We start from the raw sequence: 14,603 nt of genomic DNA, 5'->3' as shown, positions 1-14,603 counted from the left end.
CACGCACTACCACCTGACGGCGGCTGCGGAGCAACGCGAGCTGCTGGGAATCCATAGGCAGGCTCTCCTCCCTTATTTCAAACCATCGAGAATCTCGTCGACCTTATCGGTCGTGAGACGCTCGTGGTAATGACCATTGACCGTCATCGCCGGCGCATACACGCAGGCAGCGATGCACTCTTCTTCTTTCTTCAAATACACGCGGCCATCAGCAGTGCTCTCGCCCGCCTTGATACCGAGCTTCTTCTCGCAGTGACGCAGCAGGTCTTCACCGCCGTTGAGCCAGCACGAGATGTTGGTGCAGACGGCGACGTTGTTGCGCCCGACCGGCTTGGTTTCCAGCATCGAGTAGAAGCTGGACACCTCGTAAGCCCACACAGCCGGTACATCGATGTACCGGGCGACGGCGGTGATCAGCTCATCGGTGAGATAGCCGTGATTCTGTTCCTGCGCGGCGAACAGCGCCTGGATCAGCGCGGAGCGCTTGCGATCCGGCGGGAACTTGCCCAGCCAGTGATCGATGTGATGACGGGTGTGCTCGGTGAGCACGACGAGCGGATCGACGTTCTTGACCTGCTCGTAATTTCCGGTGGCTTTCATGAATGTGTTTCCTCCGGGCTCAGCGGTCGACTTCGCCGAACACGAGGTCATAGGTGCCGATCACTGCCACGGCGTCGGCCAGCATATGGCCACGCACGACGGCATCCATCGACGACAAGTGGGCAAAGCCCGGTGCGCGCAGATGCACGCGGAAAGGCTTGTTCGCGCCGTCAGAAACCAGGTAGCAACCGAACTCGCCCTTCGGGGCTTCGACCGCTGCGTAGGTTTCACCGGCGGGCACGCCATAGCCTTCGGTAAACAGTTTGAAGTGGTGGATCAGCGCTTCCATGTCTTCCTTCATGGCCTCACGCTTGGGCGGCGCGACCTTGAAGTTATCCACCATCACCGGGCCGGGATTGGCGCGCAGCCAATTAACGCACTGCTTGATGATGCGGTTGGATTGGCGCATTTCCTCAACACGGCACAGGTAGCGGTCGTAGCAGTCGCCGCCCACACCGACCGGGATGTCGAAATCCACTTCCGCATACTTGGCGTACGGCTGCTTCTTGCGCAGATCCCAGGCAATGCCCGAACCGCGCAGCATCACGCCGGTCATGCCCCATTGCTGGGCCATCTCCGGCGAGACCACACCGATGCCGACCGTACGCTGCTTCCAGATGCGGTTGTTGGTGAGCAGCTCTTCGTACTCATCCACCTTGACCGAGAAATCGGTAGTGAATGCGTCGAGGTAATCGAGCATGGAACCTTCGCGCCAGCTGTTCAGGCGCTTCAGATCCTTGCCCTTGTGCCACGGCGACTCGCGGTATTGCGGCATCTTGCCCGGCAGATCGCGATAGACACCGCCGGGACGGTAATACGTGGCGTGCATGCGCGCGCCCGAGACCGCCTCGTAGCAGTCCATCAGCTCTTCGCGTTCGCGGAAGGCGTAAAGGAACACCGCCATCGCACCCAGATCGAGCGCGTTGGAGCCAACCCACATCAGGTGATTGAGGATGCGGGTGATCTCGTCGAACATCGTGCGGATGTACTGCGCGCGCTCCGGGGCCTCGATGCCCAGCAGGCCCTCGATGGCGCGCACGTAAGCGTGCTCGTTGCACATCATCGACACGTAGTCGAGACGATCCATGTAGCCGATCGATTGATTGAACGGCTTGGACTCAGCCAGCTTTTCGGTGCCACGGTGCAGCAGGCCGATGTGCGGATCCGCGCGAACGACGGTTTCGCCGTCCATCTCCAGCACCAGGCGCAACACACCGTGCGCAGCGGGATGCTGCGGGCCGAAGTTCATCGTGTAATTGCGAATTTCTTGCACTGACATGCTCAGTTCTCCCGCCAGTGGTCGGCGGCTTCGGCCTTGGCCTGGATCAGGTCGGCGTCGTCGCGGATCACGCGCGGGACCAGCACGCGCGGTTCGATCGAAACAGGTTCATAGACCACACGCTTTTGCTCCGGGTCGTAACGCACTTCGACGTTGCCGATAAGCGGGAAGTCTTTACGGAACGGATGACCGACGAAACCGTAGTCGGTAAGGATGCGGCGCAGATCCGGATGGCCGTCGTAGATGATGCCGTACAGGTCGAACGACTCGCGCTCGAACCAATTCAGGCCCAACCAGATGTGCACCAGCGACGGCACCACCGGCATGCTGTCGTCTTCGCAGAACACGCGCAGGCGAAGACGCTGGTTGAGTTCGATCGAGAGCAGATGGACAACCGAGGCGAAACGGTTCGGTATCGACACATCGCGTGGACGATCGGCCCAGGTGAAACGGCCGACTGCCTCACCTTCCACACCGCGGGAGAAACCGGTGCTGGTGACATCGGTGGTGTCCCACTCGGTCTGGCCGTAGCTCAGGTAGTCAACACCGCACAGGTCCACCGCTTCGGTGAAACGGAAGCCGGGCTCATCACGCAGCGCCGTTGCCACCGTCAACAGGTTGGCAGCAGTCGCTACCGCCGTGACCTCACCGTGCGAAACGGTAATTTTCAGCAAATCGCCAAATCGCGCAGATAGGCGCTCGGCCAGCGAGTTCGTTTGTATATCACTCATGACGACGCCTTTCAGGAACGCGCGATGGTGCTGGTACGACGGACTTTCTTTTGCAACTGCAAAATGCCGTGAATCAACGCCTCGGCCGTGGGCGGGCAGCCCGGCACGTAGATGTCCACCGGGACGATTCGATCGCAACCGCGCACCACAGAGTAGGAGTAGTGGTAATAACCACCACCGTTAGCGCAGCTGCCCATCGAGATCACCCACTTCGGGTCGGGCATCTGGTCATAAACCTTGCGTAGCGCGGGCGCCATCTTGTTGACCAGCGTGCCGGCCACGATCATCACGTCGGACTGGCGCGGACTGGGACGAAACACAACGCCGTAACGATCCAGATCCAAGCGCGCCGCGCCGGCGTGCATCATTTCCACCGCGCAGCAGGCAAGACCGAACGTCATCGGCCACATGGAACCGGTACGCGCCCAGTTCATCAGCGCATCGACGCTGGTGGTGACCGCGCCGCGCTGGATGACGGGGTTGTCGCCGGCCGGACGCAGAATGTCGTCCACCACGTTCAACGGCTGCGGGTTGTGCATCACCCGATCAATGGCGGAGATCACTCCCATTCCAGTGCTCCCTTCTTCCACACGTAGGCAAAACCAATCACCAGCAGCAACAGGAACAGTCCCATTTCAATCAGCGCCACGATACCGATCTGCTTGAACACCACCGCCCAGGGGAACAGGAAGGCGATTTCCAGATCGAAGATGATGAAGAGAATGGCGAGGAGGTAGTAGCGCACGTCAAATTGCATGCGCGCATCCTCGAAGGCCTCGAAGCCGCATTCGTACGGCGAGAGCTTGTCTGATTCAGGACGACGCGGACCGACCAGCAGGCCGAGCGTGACGAGGACGATGCCCATTCCAGCGGCAACCGCGATGAACAGGAGAACGGGCCAATATTCGGCAAGCACGATTTAACTTACCTCCGCACCTCAATGGTGCATCAGTGACCGTCGGGGCAAACGGTCCGGAGTTCGATTCAGCGGGCTGTCCAGCCCTGTACGCTGACGTGCAGAATGCAGGTGCTCGACGATCCACGGGGCGAGCCCGGGGATCGCGACATTGTATCAGCGCGCATGGGTGGGCCGACAAGCCTTGTGTGGCGCACCATGGGACATTTCTTGCAATAAAAGCGTCTGCTCAGACTATTTCGCAGACGTCTCTGGTTGTTTTATGCGCAAATGATCCCGTTTCGACCGGGTGCCAGTGCATTAATGCAGAACGGTTACATCGTCTGCGTGGCTCGCTCGGAGCCCAGCGCACCGGCCAGCAGGGATTCGATGCGGCTGCGTGCCGCCTCGCCATCGGAGGATTCGTTGAACTGCACGCCGATTCCCGCGGTGCGATTACCTTGCGCACCGATCGGCGTGATCCACACCACTTTGCCGGCAACCGAAAGACGCTCGCTTTCGTCGATCAGGCTAATCAGTAAGACCACCTCATCGCCCAGCGAATAGCGCTGCGCCGTTGGCGCGAACAGGCCGCCATGCTTCAGGAACGGCATGTACGCGTTGTAGAGCGATGCCGTGTCCTTGAATTTCAGCGAGATGATGCCCTGGCGGGCGGCGGCCGGGTTCATGCTTACTCCTGTCGTGCCACGCGGTAAGCGCATGGCGGACTTACATCCTAACCAGCCGACCCTCTGCGCGCAAAGACATCTGTGGCGAAACGGAACCACCCGCTCACAATGCGCGCCAGCCCCAGTGATCAAAGATCCACGGAGATGGCCAGTCCAGGTGGAGCTTCACGAAAACGGGGCCACGCTCGCCATCATGAGATACCCCCTGGAGCCGGTAGCCGTCGGCTTCGAAGGACATCGGCGCATCCTTCCAGCGAAAGTCCTGGACACCGGCCGGCGTGGCGACCAACAGCCGCAGCCACTGCTGCAGCATCGCTGGCGGACGCCAAGGCAAACAGCCCGAACCGCCTTGCGATCCAGCCCGCATATAACGCTCAGGACTAAGTGCCAACCGACGCAAGCGCGCGCCACTCAGTCTCATCTGCGTCTTGTGCTCCGCCAGGGCCCGCAACTTGTGCTGCAGTTGCTCCGGGGTGGCATCGATCAAGATCGGATAAGCGGACGCATCGGCGCTGCCATGTACGGGATATGCAAGCAGGACCGGCAGCGGCTCCAGACCCGCCAAGGCCAGACGGCAAAGCACATGCGCGGCACCATGATCCGGATGGCGATCACTCAGATCGGGACAACAGATCAGATTGGGATCAAACGCCCGCAGAACCGTGCGCATCGCAGCCATGACGCCGGAGGTATCGTCGCGTAGTTTCGCGGTCAGTCCCATGTCAGGCCAACCCATGCTTTCCAGTGCAGAAACCGGCAAGCCCAACTGCGTGACAGCCTGGGCCGCTTCATCCCGTCGTAACGCCCCCCAGCGCCGGCGCCCAGCCGCATCGATACCCACGCGCCTCTCGATATAGCGCTGCGGCCATGGATTGTTGTCGCCATCGGTCAGCAGCAGTACGCGGACCGTTCCTCCCGCTGCAAGCACTTGCTGGATCAACAGCCCGCAGCCAAGGGTCTCATCGTCCGGATGCGGCGCCACGACCAGCAAACGGGTCTGCGCGGACACGGACAGCGAAGGCATTAGCGCCAGCGCCCCAACAACTCCAGCAACAGCAAGTCCCCGCGCAGGGGGCCGCGAAGCGCCTCCCGTGTCCGGTTTGCCGCGTCGTACCAGGCCCCAAGGCTTTCAGTATCCAGGCCACTGGAAAGCGGTCCCGTCTGTGCGGCTGCGCGGGCGCGTATTTCATCAGCCACGGCCTGCGCCGCAAACCAGAGCCGCTGTTCGGCGCCACCATCAAGCCAACGCTTACCCATCTCTATGGCGTCACCCCGCCCGGCGGCCAGCGCCGTAAGATCTTTGCGGACTTCCTGGCGCTGAGCCAAAGCGCCCTCTTCCGACCAGATCCGGGCCAACCCCGGATTGCCGCCAGCTGCCGCGAGCGCGGCCTGTGGGTCGCGAATGCCGGTCTGCTGCAACCAGGCCAGCGATGCCGGCTCGTCAGGCAACTGGAAATCGATGCGCTGGCAGCGGCTGCGGATGGTCGCTGGCATACGCCAGGCTTCGTCGGCCACAAGAATCAGCATGGTTTGCGACGCCGGCTCTTCCAGCGTCTTGAGCAACGCATTGGCTGCAGCGGCGTTCATGGCATCGGCCGGATCGATACTGGCGATCTGCCAACCGCCAAACTGGCTTGATGTGGCGAGTCGCGCGGACAGCTCGCGAATCTGGTCGACCACGATTTCCGAACGCTGCACGCCATCCTTGCGCAACCCGTAACTCAGGGCGACGTAGTCCGGATGCGTACCCGCCGCGAACAGCAGGCAACTGCGGCAGCTGCCGCAGGCTTCGCCGTTGCTCGGATGCATGCACAGCAAGCCACGCACGAAGCGCTGCAGAAAATCCCGTTTGCCGAGCCCGCGTGGTCCGCACAACAGCAAAGCATGCGGCAAGGCATCGCGCTCGCGCCGTGCTTGCAGCCGCGTCCAATGCTCAACGTGCCAGGGAGGAATGCTCATGACGCTGGTCCACAGAGATTCATTGGCAATGCTTCAACTGGTAACAGGCGACGTTGCGATTTTGCTCTTCAAGCGTCGCAGCAAAGATGTGCGTGCCATCGCCGCGTGCTACGAAATACAACGCATCTCCCGTCGCCGGATGCAGTGCCGCCTCGATCGCCGGCTTACCCGGCATCGCGATCGGTGTGGGGGGCAAGCCCAGCCGGGTATAGGTGTTGTAAGGCGTATCGGTGGTCAGATCACTTTTGTGAATCGTACCGGCGTAGCTGGAACCCATGCCGTAGATCACCGTGGGATCGGTCTGCAGCAGCATGTTCTTCTGCAGACGGCGGACAAAGACACCAGCCACCTTGTTACGCTCGTCGGCACGCCCGGTTTCCTTTTCGACAATCGATGCCAGGATCAGCGCGTCGTACGGCTTGGCCAGCGGAAGATTGGGATCGCGCTGCGCCCACAAAGCGGCCAACGTCTTGTTCATGGCGTCATGCGCACGACGCAGCACGTCGAGATCGCTGTCACCCCTCACGTAGGCATAGGTTTCCGGCAGGAACTGGCCTTCCGGCTTTTCTCCCGGCGAGCCGATCTTCTGCATGATCGTGGCGTCGTCGAGGTTTGCTGTGTCGTGCTTCAACTTGTCTGCCTTGGCCAAGGCTTGCAGCACATCTCGGAAAGCCCAGCCATCCACGATGGTGACGTCGCGCTGCATCACCTTGCCCTGCGCCATATTGCTTAGCAATTGCTGCGGTGTGATGCCCGGCACCAGCGCGTATTCGCCGGCATGCAGGCGTCCGGCCACATGCATGCGCTCGGCCAGCAGGCGCCAGTAAAACGGTGCCGAAGTACTGAGACCCTGCCCGCGCAATTGGCGAACGATGTCCTTGAAACTGGTCCCACGCCCGATATCGATGCTTTCACCGCTGGCACTGACACGCAGCGGCGTGGCACCGAAACGCGAGAAATCACGCCAGAACCACACAGCGGTGCCTGCGAATGCCAGCACCACGATCAACAGCAGCAAGCGCCAAGAGACGCGCCCCAAATTTGCACTGCTTTGCTTCATGCCTGCTCCATCGAAAAACCGAGCTCGCACCAATACCGCTGCATGGCGCGGGTCACCGGACCGGGAGCGTACACGGTATCGCCCACCGCCTGAACCGGCAGAATGCCGCGAACGCTGGAACTGAGGAAGAGCTCGGAAGCACGCAAGCACTCCGTCAGCGGCAAGTCACGGATCTCACAGGCAGCATGTGCTTGGATGACAGCAGCGCGGGCGACACCGGCGACACCGCAACGCTCCACCGACGGCGTGAGCAACACACCATCGATCACGGCAAACAGGTTTGCCGCCGTCGCCGAAATGACCTGACCATGCTGATCACAGACAAGGCCCTCGGTGATCAAAGGGTCGTCCCATTCAGCGCGTGCCAGCACTTGCTCCAGCCGGTTCAAATGTTTGATACCCGCCAACAAGGGCTGATCGGCGAGCGTGGTCGTGCACAGACGCGTGCGAATGCCGTCACGGTAGAACGCAGCGGGAATCATCGGCGCCGGGAACGCGGCGACGATGCGCGTCATACTGCTCGTCTTTGGTGGCGCATAGCCGCGCTCGCCTGTTCCGCGGGTCAATGTGACGCGCACAACCGCATCCGGCAGGGCCGCGCTGACCTGTTGAACTTCGCGCCAAAGCTGCTGTGGATCGGGAGCCGGCATCCGCAGGCGGACACAGCCAGCCGCAAGACGCTGCATGTGCCGCTCCCAGAGTGGTGCTTGTGCACCCACCATGCGAATGGTTTCGAACAGACCGTCGCCGTAACTCAGGCCGCGATCCAGTGCCGACACACTGTCCTGCCACTGGCCATTGACCAGCATCATCACCCCGCCACTCCCAACGCCCGCAACATGCCACGAGCCTTTGCGCGCGTTTCGTCCAGTTCTTTCACCGCCACGGAATCGGCCACGATGCCCGCGCCAGCACGGAGGCTCACGTCACGGCCATGCAAGGTCAATGTGCGGATCAAGATGTTCAGGTCGAGATCGCCGTTGCGATCGAGATAACCCAGCGCGCCGGTGTAGGCGCCGCGCGATGCCTGTTCCAAAGCCGCGATGATTTCCATGCAGCGCACTTTGGGACAGCCGGTGATGGTGCCGCCAGGAAATGTCGCGGCAATCACCTGCCCTGGCGTCACGCCGTCACGCAAACGACCTCGCACGTTTGAAACAATGTGGTGCACGTGCGCATAGCTTTCCACCACCATCAATTCATTCACTTCGACCGTGCCGGGGCAGCAAACACGGCCGAGATCGTTACGTTCCAGATCGATCAGCATCACATGCTCGGCGCGCTCTTTGGGATGCGCAGTGAGCTCGCGAATGCGCGCCAGATCATCATCACCGGCGACACGGGGACGCGTACCGGCAATCGGTCGAGTTTGCGCCATGCCACGCCGCACCTCGACCAGGCGCTCGGGGGATGAACTGACGACCGCCCAATCCTTTTGCTGCAGCAATCCAGCAAACGGCGCAGGATTGGCACGCCGCAAGGCGGCATAAAGACTCGCCGCCGTCGGCGCATCGGCAAACTGTGCATGCCATGCGCGCGAAAGATTGGCCTGGAACACGTCACCAGCATGCAGGTGCTCGTGAACGCGAGCTACCCCATCCAAGAACACGGAAGGATCATCTTCGTCGATGACATCAGGCAGCGTGAGTGGATGGATCTGCGGCGTGGCAGCATCGAGATCTGCCGCCATGGCATCGAGCATGGCCTCATGACCTGCTTCCGCAACCAGCACGGTCTGGTCACGCAGATGATCCACGATCACCGCAGCAGGGCAGCGCACGGCCAGTGCCACCGGCAAATAAGGCGAGTAATGCAAACGCAGGCTCGGCTCGATCTCCGCAGCCAGTTCGTAGGCGAGCAGCAATACCCAGCCGCCATGGAACGGCAAACCATCGTCCTTGCCGTGCGATAAACGCTCCATCTTCCATGCGCCATCGAGCAGATCAAGAAAGCGCCCCGGGTGCGTCTTCCCCTGATCGTCACGCACGCAACCATCGGCACCCAGCGTGAGTGAGCCTTGTGGAAACGCGAACAGGATGTCGTAGCGTGCATGCGCACTGCCCTGCGTCACACTCTCAAGCAACGCGGGATAACGCTCTGGAAATGCAGCGGCCGGCGCGAGGAGATCGCGCCGGCCGGCGATTACACGATGGATGGCAGTCACTTAGATGCGACGGAAAGCAAGCGTACCGTTGGTGCCACCGAAGCCGAACGAGTTGGAGATGACGACATCGAGCTTCGCATCACGCGCCGTATGCGGCACGAAGTCGAGATCACAACCTTCACCCGGCTCGTCGAGGTTGATCGTGGGCGGCAACACTTGGTCGCGCAGGGCCAGGATGGAGAAGATCGCCTCCACGCCACCCGCCGCACCGAGCAGATGACCGGTCACCGACTTGGTCGAACTCATTGCCAGCTTGTAGGCGTGATCGCCGAACACGCGCTTGGCCGCGAACACTTCGCCCAGGTCACCCAGCGGTGTCGAGGTACCGTGCGCATTGATGTACTGCACGTCGGACGGATTGATGCCGCCGTCCTTAAGCGCGCTTTGCATGCAACGTGCCGCACCTTCACCCCCCTCGCTAGGAGCGGTGATGTGATAAGCGTCGCCGCTCATGCCGAAGCCCACCAGCTCAGCATAGATCTTCGCGCCGCGTGCCTTGGCTTGTTCGTATTCCTCCAGCACCAGCACACCGGCGCCATCGGACAGTACGAAACCGTCGCGGTCCTTGTCCCACGGACGGCTGGCCTTGGCCGGCTCATCGTTGCGGGTGGACATGGCCTTGGCCGAGCAGAAACCCGCCATCGCCGTGCCGGTGGTGGCGAACTCGGCGCCGCCAGCGATCATCACGTCGGCATCGCCGTACTGGATCATGCGCGCAGCCAAACCGATGTTGTGCGCACCGGTCGTGCAGGCAGTGACGCACGCAATGTTCGGCCCCTTCAGGCCGTACATGATCGACAGATGGCCCGAGACCATGTTGATGATCGAACTGGGCACGAAGAACGGCGATACGCGACGGGGGCCCTTGTCGTGCAATTCGATCGACGTGCGTTCAATGGTGTGCAGGCCGCCAATGCCAGCCGCCACTGCCACGCCGATGCGCGGAGCATTTTCTTCCGTCACTTCCAGGCCGGAATCGCGCAGCGCTTGCGTGCCTGCGGCAATGCCATAATGGATGAACGGATCCATTTTCTTGATTTCTTTCGGCGCGATCCATTCTGCCGGATCGAAGTCGCGTACCTGTCCCGCGATGCGCGTCGCATACGCGGTGGCATCGAAATGCGTCACAGAACCGATGCCGCTGACGCCCTTGAGAATGTTGTCCCAGGCGGTGGCGATGTCGTTGCCGACCGGCGAGATGATGCCCATGCCGGTCACTACCACACGTCGTTTGCTCATGGATCGAATTCCTAAGCTGGTTCAGGAAAGATCAGCCGGAAGGCATCACTTTCCATATATTGCGATGCACTCCGATCTTGTACAGCCAACCATACGGGATCGGACGTTACACCTTGCAGAAACGAAAACTGCGCCGAGATGGCGCAGCTTCCGGTATCACTACGTAGTGCATGGGACGCAGGAAGCGCCGCCGCAGCACGAAGGAATCATTCCTTGGTGTGGGCCTTGATGTAGTCCACGGCCTGCTGCACGGTGGTGATCTTTTCGGCTTCTTCGTCGGGGATTTCGGTTTCGAATTCCTCTTCCAGAGCCATCACCAATTCGACCGTGTCCAGCGAATCCGCGCCCAGATCGTCCACGAACGAAGCGTTCGCCGTGACCTCATCTTCTTTCACGCCCAGCTGCTCGACGACGATTTTCTTGACGCGTTCTTCGATGGTGCTCATGTTGCCTATACCTCCCAAGGGGTGTGTCTGTCTTGCCGGATTTTTCACCGGCAAATTCCGCGGCATTGTAGTGGCTAAGTTGCTGAGCCGCCACATATGCCAGTGAAAACAAGCCGCCACGGTGCCCGCGTCGACGCGAAAGCGCCAATTGTCGCCTAAAACCGCCGCCGTGACGACTCCTCTTGTCTCGGCGGCCCAAGAGCCACCAAGTTTCAAACAACACGGCCCAACATCCTGGGCCATAGGCCCTCAGCTTGCGCCGGCCGTGTCCTTTTCAAGCCCGCCTTAGTCTCAGGCGTACTTAGGGCATGTACATGCCGCCATTCACATGCAGGGTCTCGCCGGTGATGTAGGCCGCCGCGGGCGACGCCAAGAAGCCGACGGCCTTGGCGATGTCGACGGCCTCGCCCAGACGCCCGAGGGCAATCTGGCCCAGCAGGGCCTGCTTGGACTCTTCCGGCAAGCCACGGGTCATATCGGTATCGATAAAGCCCGGCGCCACCACATTGACCGTAATGCCACGCGAACCGATCTCGCGCGCCAGCGATTTGGAGAAGGCGATAATGCCGGCCTTGGCTGCCGCATAGTTGGCCTGCCCGGGATTGCCGGTAAGGCCGATCACCGAAGCGATCGAGATGATGCGGCCCTTGCGCGCCTTCATCATGCCTCGCATCACCGCCTTGGAGGTGCGGTAGACCGAGGTGAGGTTGGTGTCCAGAATGGCCTGCCAATCTTCATCTCGCATGCGCATCAGCAGCTGATCGCGGGTAATGCCAGCGTTGTTGACCAGAATCGACACTGCGCCGAATTGCTTGGCGATCCCATCGATCAGAGCCTCTACTGCCGCGCCGTCAGTGACGTTCAGCACGCGTCCGTGGCCGCCGTGCGCAGCAAGCCGCTCGCCGATCGCTGCAACGCCCGCTTCGCTCGTCGCCGTGCCGATGACGGTTGCGCCCATCGCGGCCAGCTCATCGGCAATCGCCGCGCCAATGCCGCGGCTAGCACCCGTGACCAGCGCAATTTCACCTTGCAGTGTGCTCATGCTTCGATTTCCTGTGACCGTTGATCCATCAAGCCCATTCGCTGCGAGCGGCATCGAGTTCGGCCGGTGCGCCGATCGCACGTGCTTCGACGCTCTTGTCGATACGCTTGATCAGACCGGCAAGCACCTTGCCCGGACCGCACTCGACCATGCGCGTTGCGCCGCCAGCGACCAGCGCCTGGACGCATTCGCTCCAGCGCACAGGCAGATATAACTGACGCTGCAACGCGCCGCGGATATCGTCCAACGAGGTGTAGGCACGCGCTTCGGCGTTCTGCACCACGGGAATGGCTGGCGCGTGCCAGTTGATCGATGTCATGCGCTCACCCAGCGTGTCCGATGCTTCACGCATCAGCGCCGTGTGCGACGGCACAGACACCGCCAACTTCACCGTCTTTTTAACGCCCCGTTCGGCAAGACGGGCCAATGCCCGATCCACCGCCTCGGCATGACCGGCGATGACCAGTTGTCCGGGCGAATTGAAATTGGCCGGTGCAACGACCTGCCCCTGCGCGACTTCGGCGCACACATCGGCAATCTGCTGATCGTCGCCGCCAAGAATCGCTGCCATGGCGCCTACACCGGCAGGAACGGCGACCTGCATCAGGCGCCCACGCTCCGCAACCAGCGCCGCCGCATCGTGCAGCGACAAGGTGCCAGCGCAAACCAGCGCGCTGTATTCACCCAGGCTATGCCCGGAAAGTTGCGCCGGTTGCGCACCACCGAGCTTCTGCCATACCCGCCACACCGCCACACTGGCAGCCAACAGCGCAGGCTGGGTGTTCTCGGTGCGATTGAGCTGATCTTCAGGCCCCTGTTGGCTGAGTGTCCACAGGTCGACTCCCGCGCCTTGCGAGGCTTCGTCGAAAGTGGCTTTCACTTCACCGTGAGCAGCCGCCAGGTCAGCCAGCATGCCAACCGACTGAGAACCCTGACCAGGAAAAACGAAAGCGAGCGAAGCAGAACTCATAGGAAATGCGCGTGCCTCAAAATGAAAGGCGCAATGGTGCCAGCATTCATGTGCATACGCAGCCGTTTTGTTGGCAAGCAGGCTGCAGGCTCGTCAACACATACGCCGCCTTCAGGCAACGCCATACATACGATTGAACGTGAACGAGCAGCCCCGGAACCATTGCACCGGAGCCTTCTGTGGCTTGACTCAATACCGCAGCAGCGCGGAAGCCCACGTGAAGCCGCCGCCAAAGGCTTCCAGCAACAAATTCTGCCCACGCTTGACCTTGCCCGAACGCACGGCGTAATCAAGCGCCAGCGGCACGGAGCCAGCCGAGGTGTTGGCGTGCTTATCGACGGTGACGATCACCTGATCCATCGACATGTTCAGGCGCTTGGCGGTCGCCTCGATGATGCGCAGGTTGGCCTGGTGCGGAATCAGCCAATCGAGCTGTGATGCTTCCATACCGGCTGCTGCGAGCGTCTCCTCGACCAGCGAGTCGAGTGTCTTCACCGCCACCTTGAACACTTCGCGACCAGACATGCGGATGACCACGCCATGGTTGGGCGCATCCTTGAAACCGACGGAAACGCCTACCGGGTTGTACAGCAGTTCCTTATGGCCGCCATCAGCATGCAGGCAGGTGGCGTAGATGCCCGGTTCGCTGGAAGCTTCCAGCACCACAGCACCAGCACCATCGCCGAATAGCACGGCGGTTTCGCGCTCCTCCCAGTTGATCATGCGGGTCAGCGTTTCGGCACCGATCACCAGCACTTTCTTCGAATGCCCGCTGCGAATGAACTTATCGGCTATGCCCAGCGCGTAGACAAAACCCGAGCATGCAGCATTGACGTCGAACGCCGCGCAACCATTCGCACCGAGACGGTGCTGCACGAGGCAGGCGGTCGAGGGGAAAATAATATCGGGCGTGGTGGTGCCCAGTACGATCAGGTCCAGCTCGGAGGCCTTTACGCCTGCAGCTTCCAGCGCGCGCTGCGCAGCAAGCGTAGACAGATCACCCGTGGTTTCGCCTTCGGCAGCGACGTGGCGCTGGCGGATGCCGGTGCGTTCGCGGATCCATTCGTCACTGGTGTCGACGAACTTCTCGAGATCGGCGTTGGTGAGGACGCGCTCTGGCAGCGCACTGCCGGTACCAAGAAGGCGGGAGTAGATCTGAGCCATTGAATATCCATCAGCAAGCGGAGAGTGCCTTGCGCCATCCGCCGCGCGGGTGACAGGCACTTTAGAACCGCAACGTTACGTTGCCGGACGCCGGAACGCAAAGCGGCGCGTCACCGCGCCGCCTGCCGAACCCGACCCTTAAGCCTGTAGGCTCGCGGGGTGGCTCAGTCTTCCTCGACCACCGAAACGTTGGTGTCGATCACCTTCTTGCCGCGATAGTAGCCATCGGCCGTCACGTGGTGACGACGATGCACTTCGCCGCTGGTCGGATCGGTGGCCAGCTGCACGGTGCTCAGCTTGTCATGCGAGCGACGCATGCCGCGAGTGGACGGGGTCTTGCGGCTCTTTTGAACGGCCATGGTGGT

Annotated in this window: 17 protein-coding genes; all 17 read right to left on the bottom strand. The window is 61.5% G+C overall.

The genetic code is table 11. The annotated features are described in order from the left end of the window. Positions 1–72: 72 nt before the first annotated feature. The 17 genes from nuoE to rpmF all read right to left on the bottom strand — a co-directional run bounded on the left by nuoE (position 73) and on the right by rpmF (position 14,597). Complete coding sequence (gene nuoE / locus ISN74_RS06950; RefSeq protein ID WP_188798639.1) at positions 73–600, bottom strand: NADH-quinone oxidoreductase subunit NuoE; 528 nt, start codon at positions 598–600, stop codon at positions 73–75. Positions 601–619: 19 nt separating this feature from the next. Next, positions 620–1,879 (bottom strand): NADH-quinone oxidoreductase subunit D, encoded by a 1,260-nt coding sequence (locus ISN74_RS06945; RefSeq protein ID WP_188798638.1) that lies wholly within the window; start codon positions 1,877–1,879, stop codon positions 620–622. A 2-nt stretch (positions 1,880–1,881) separates the two neighbouring features. Continuing rightward, a complete protein-coding gene (locus tag ISN74_RS06940) occupies positions 1,882–2,610 on the bottom strand; it encodes an NADH-quinone oxidoreductase subunit C (RefSeq protein WP_188798637.1) in 729 nt (242 codons plus the stop codon). A gap of 11 nt (positions 2,611–2,621) precedes the next feature. Beyond that, a complete protein-coding gene (locus tag ISN74_RS06935) occupies positions 2,622–3,179 on the bottom strand; it encodes a NuoB/complex I 20 kDa subunit family protein (RefSeq protein ID WP_188798636.1) in 558 nt (185 codons plus the stop codon). Next, the gene (locus tag ISN74_RS06930; RefSeq protein ID WP_188798635.1) at positions 3,170–3,526 is read right to left on the bottom strand and encodes an NADH-quinone oxidoreductase subunit A; all 357 of its coding nucleotides are present in this window, start codon (positions 3,524–3,526) and stop codon (positions 3,170–3,172) included. Before ISN74_RS06930 ends, ISN74_RS06935 begins: the two co-directional genes overlap by 10 nt. Before the next feature lie 314 nt (positions 3,527–3,840). Next, positions 3,841–4,194 carry a PilZ domain-containing protein gene (locus tag ISN74_RS06925; RefSeq protein ID WP_188798634.1) on the bottom strand — a complete coding sequence of 118 codons (354 nt, stop codon included), beginning with the start codon at positions 4,192–4,194 and terminating at the stop codon, positions 3,841–3,843. Positions 4,195–4,297: 103 nt separating this feature from the next. Further along, a complete protein-coding gene (locus ISN74_RS06920; RefSeq protein ID WP_188798633.1) occupies positions 4,298–5,218 on the bottom strand; it encodes a PIG-L deacetylase family protein in 921 nt (306 codons plus the stop codon). Further along, positions 5,218–6,153 carry a DNA polymerase III subunit delta' gene (gene holB, locus ISN74_RS06915; RefSeq protein WP_188798632.1) on the bottom strand — a complete coding sequence of 312 codons (936 nt, stop codon included), beginning with the start codon at positions 6,151–6,153 and terminating at the stop codon, positions 5,218–5,220. Before holB ends, ISN74_RS06920 begins: the two co-directional genes overlap by 1 nt. Before the next feature lie 19 nt (positions 6,154–6,172). Further along, a complete protein-coding gene (gene mltG, locus ISN74_RS06910) occupies positions 6,173–7,213 on the bottom strand; it encodes an endolytic transglycosylase MltG (protein ID WP_188798631.1) in 1,041 nt (346 codons plus the stop codon). Then, positions 7,210–8,025, bottom strand: coding sequence for an aminodeoxychorismate lyase (pabC, locus tag ISN74_RS06905; RefSeq protein WP_188798630.1), 816 nt, complete (start codon positions 8,023–8,025; stop codon positions 7,210–7,212). Before pabC ends, mltG begins: the two co-directional genes overlap by 4 nt. Next, positions 8,025–9,377 (bottom strand): aminodeoxychorismate synthase component I, encoded by a 1,353-nt coding sequence (locus ISN74_RS06900; RefSeq protein ID WP_188798629.1) that lies wholly within the window; start codon positions 9,375–9,377, stop codon positions 8,025–8,027. The genes pabC and ISN74_RS06900 overlap by 1 nt, the downstream gene beginning before the upstream one ends. Continuing rightward, entirely contained in the window at positions 9,378–10,616 is a 1,239-nt protein-coding gene (fabF, locus tag ISN74_RS06895; RefSeq protein WP_188798628.1) for a beta-ketoacyl-ACP synthase II, read from the bottom strand. It lies immediately after the preceding gene. Between the two features lie 206 nt (positions 10,617–10,822). Continuing rightward, on the bottom strand, positions 10,823–11,062 hold the full coding sequence (acpP, locus tag ISN74_RS06890) for an acyl carrier protein (protein ID WP_038616856.1): 240 nt from the start codon (positions 11,060–11,062) through the stop codon (positions 10,823–10,825). Positions 11,063–11,363: 301 nt separating this feature from the next. Next, the gene (gene fabG, locus ISN74_RS06885) at positions 11,364–12,104 is read right to left on the bottom strand and encodes a 3-oxoacyl-ACP reductase FabG (protein WP_188798627.1); all 741 of its coding nucleotides are present in this window, start codon (positions 12,102–12,104) and stop codon (positions 11,364–11,366) included. A gap of 28 nt (positions 12,105–12,132) precedes the next feature. Then, positions 12,133–13,074 carry an ACP S-malonyltransferase gene (fabD, locus tag ISN74_RS06880; protein WP_188798626.1) on the bottom strand — a complete coding sequence of 314 codons (942 nt, stop codon included), beginning with the start codon at positions 13,072–13,074 and terminating at the stop codon, positions 12,133–12,135. Positions 13,075–13,263: 189 nt separating this feature from the next. After that, positions 13,264–14,238 carry a beta-ketoacyl-ACP synthase III gene (locus tag ISN74_RS06875; protein ID WP_188798625.1) on the bottom strand — a complete coding sequence of 325 codons (975 nt, stop codon included), beginning with the start codon at positions 14,236–14,238 and terminating at the stop codon, positions 13,264–13,266. A 164-nt stretch (positions 14,239–14,402) separates the two neighbouring features. Further along, the gene (gene rpmF / locus ISN74_RS06870; RefSeq protein ID WP_115476792.1) at positions 14,403–14,597 is read right to left on the bottom strand and encodes a 50S ribosomal protein L32; all 195 of its coding nucleotides are present in this window, start codon (positions 14,595–14,597) and stop codon (positions 14,403–14,405) included. Positions 14,598–14,603 lie beyond the last annotated feature (6 nt).

Origin of the sequence: Dyella caseinilytica (genome assembly GCF_016865235.1) — a bacterium.
Classification (GTDB): Bacteria; Pseudomonadota; Gammaproteobacteria; order Xanthomonadales; family Rhodanobacteraceae; genus Dyella_B; species Dyella_B caseinilytica.
This window is presented reverse-complemented; position numbering and strand designations above follow the sequence as displayed.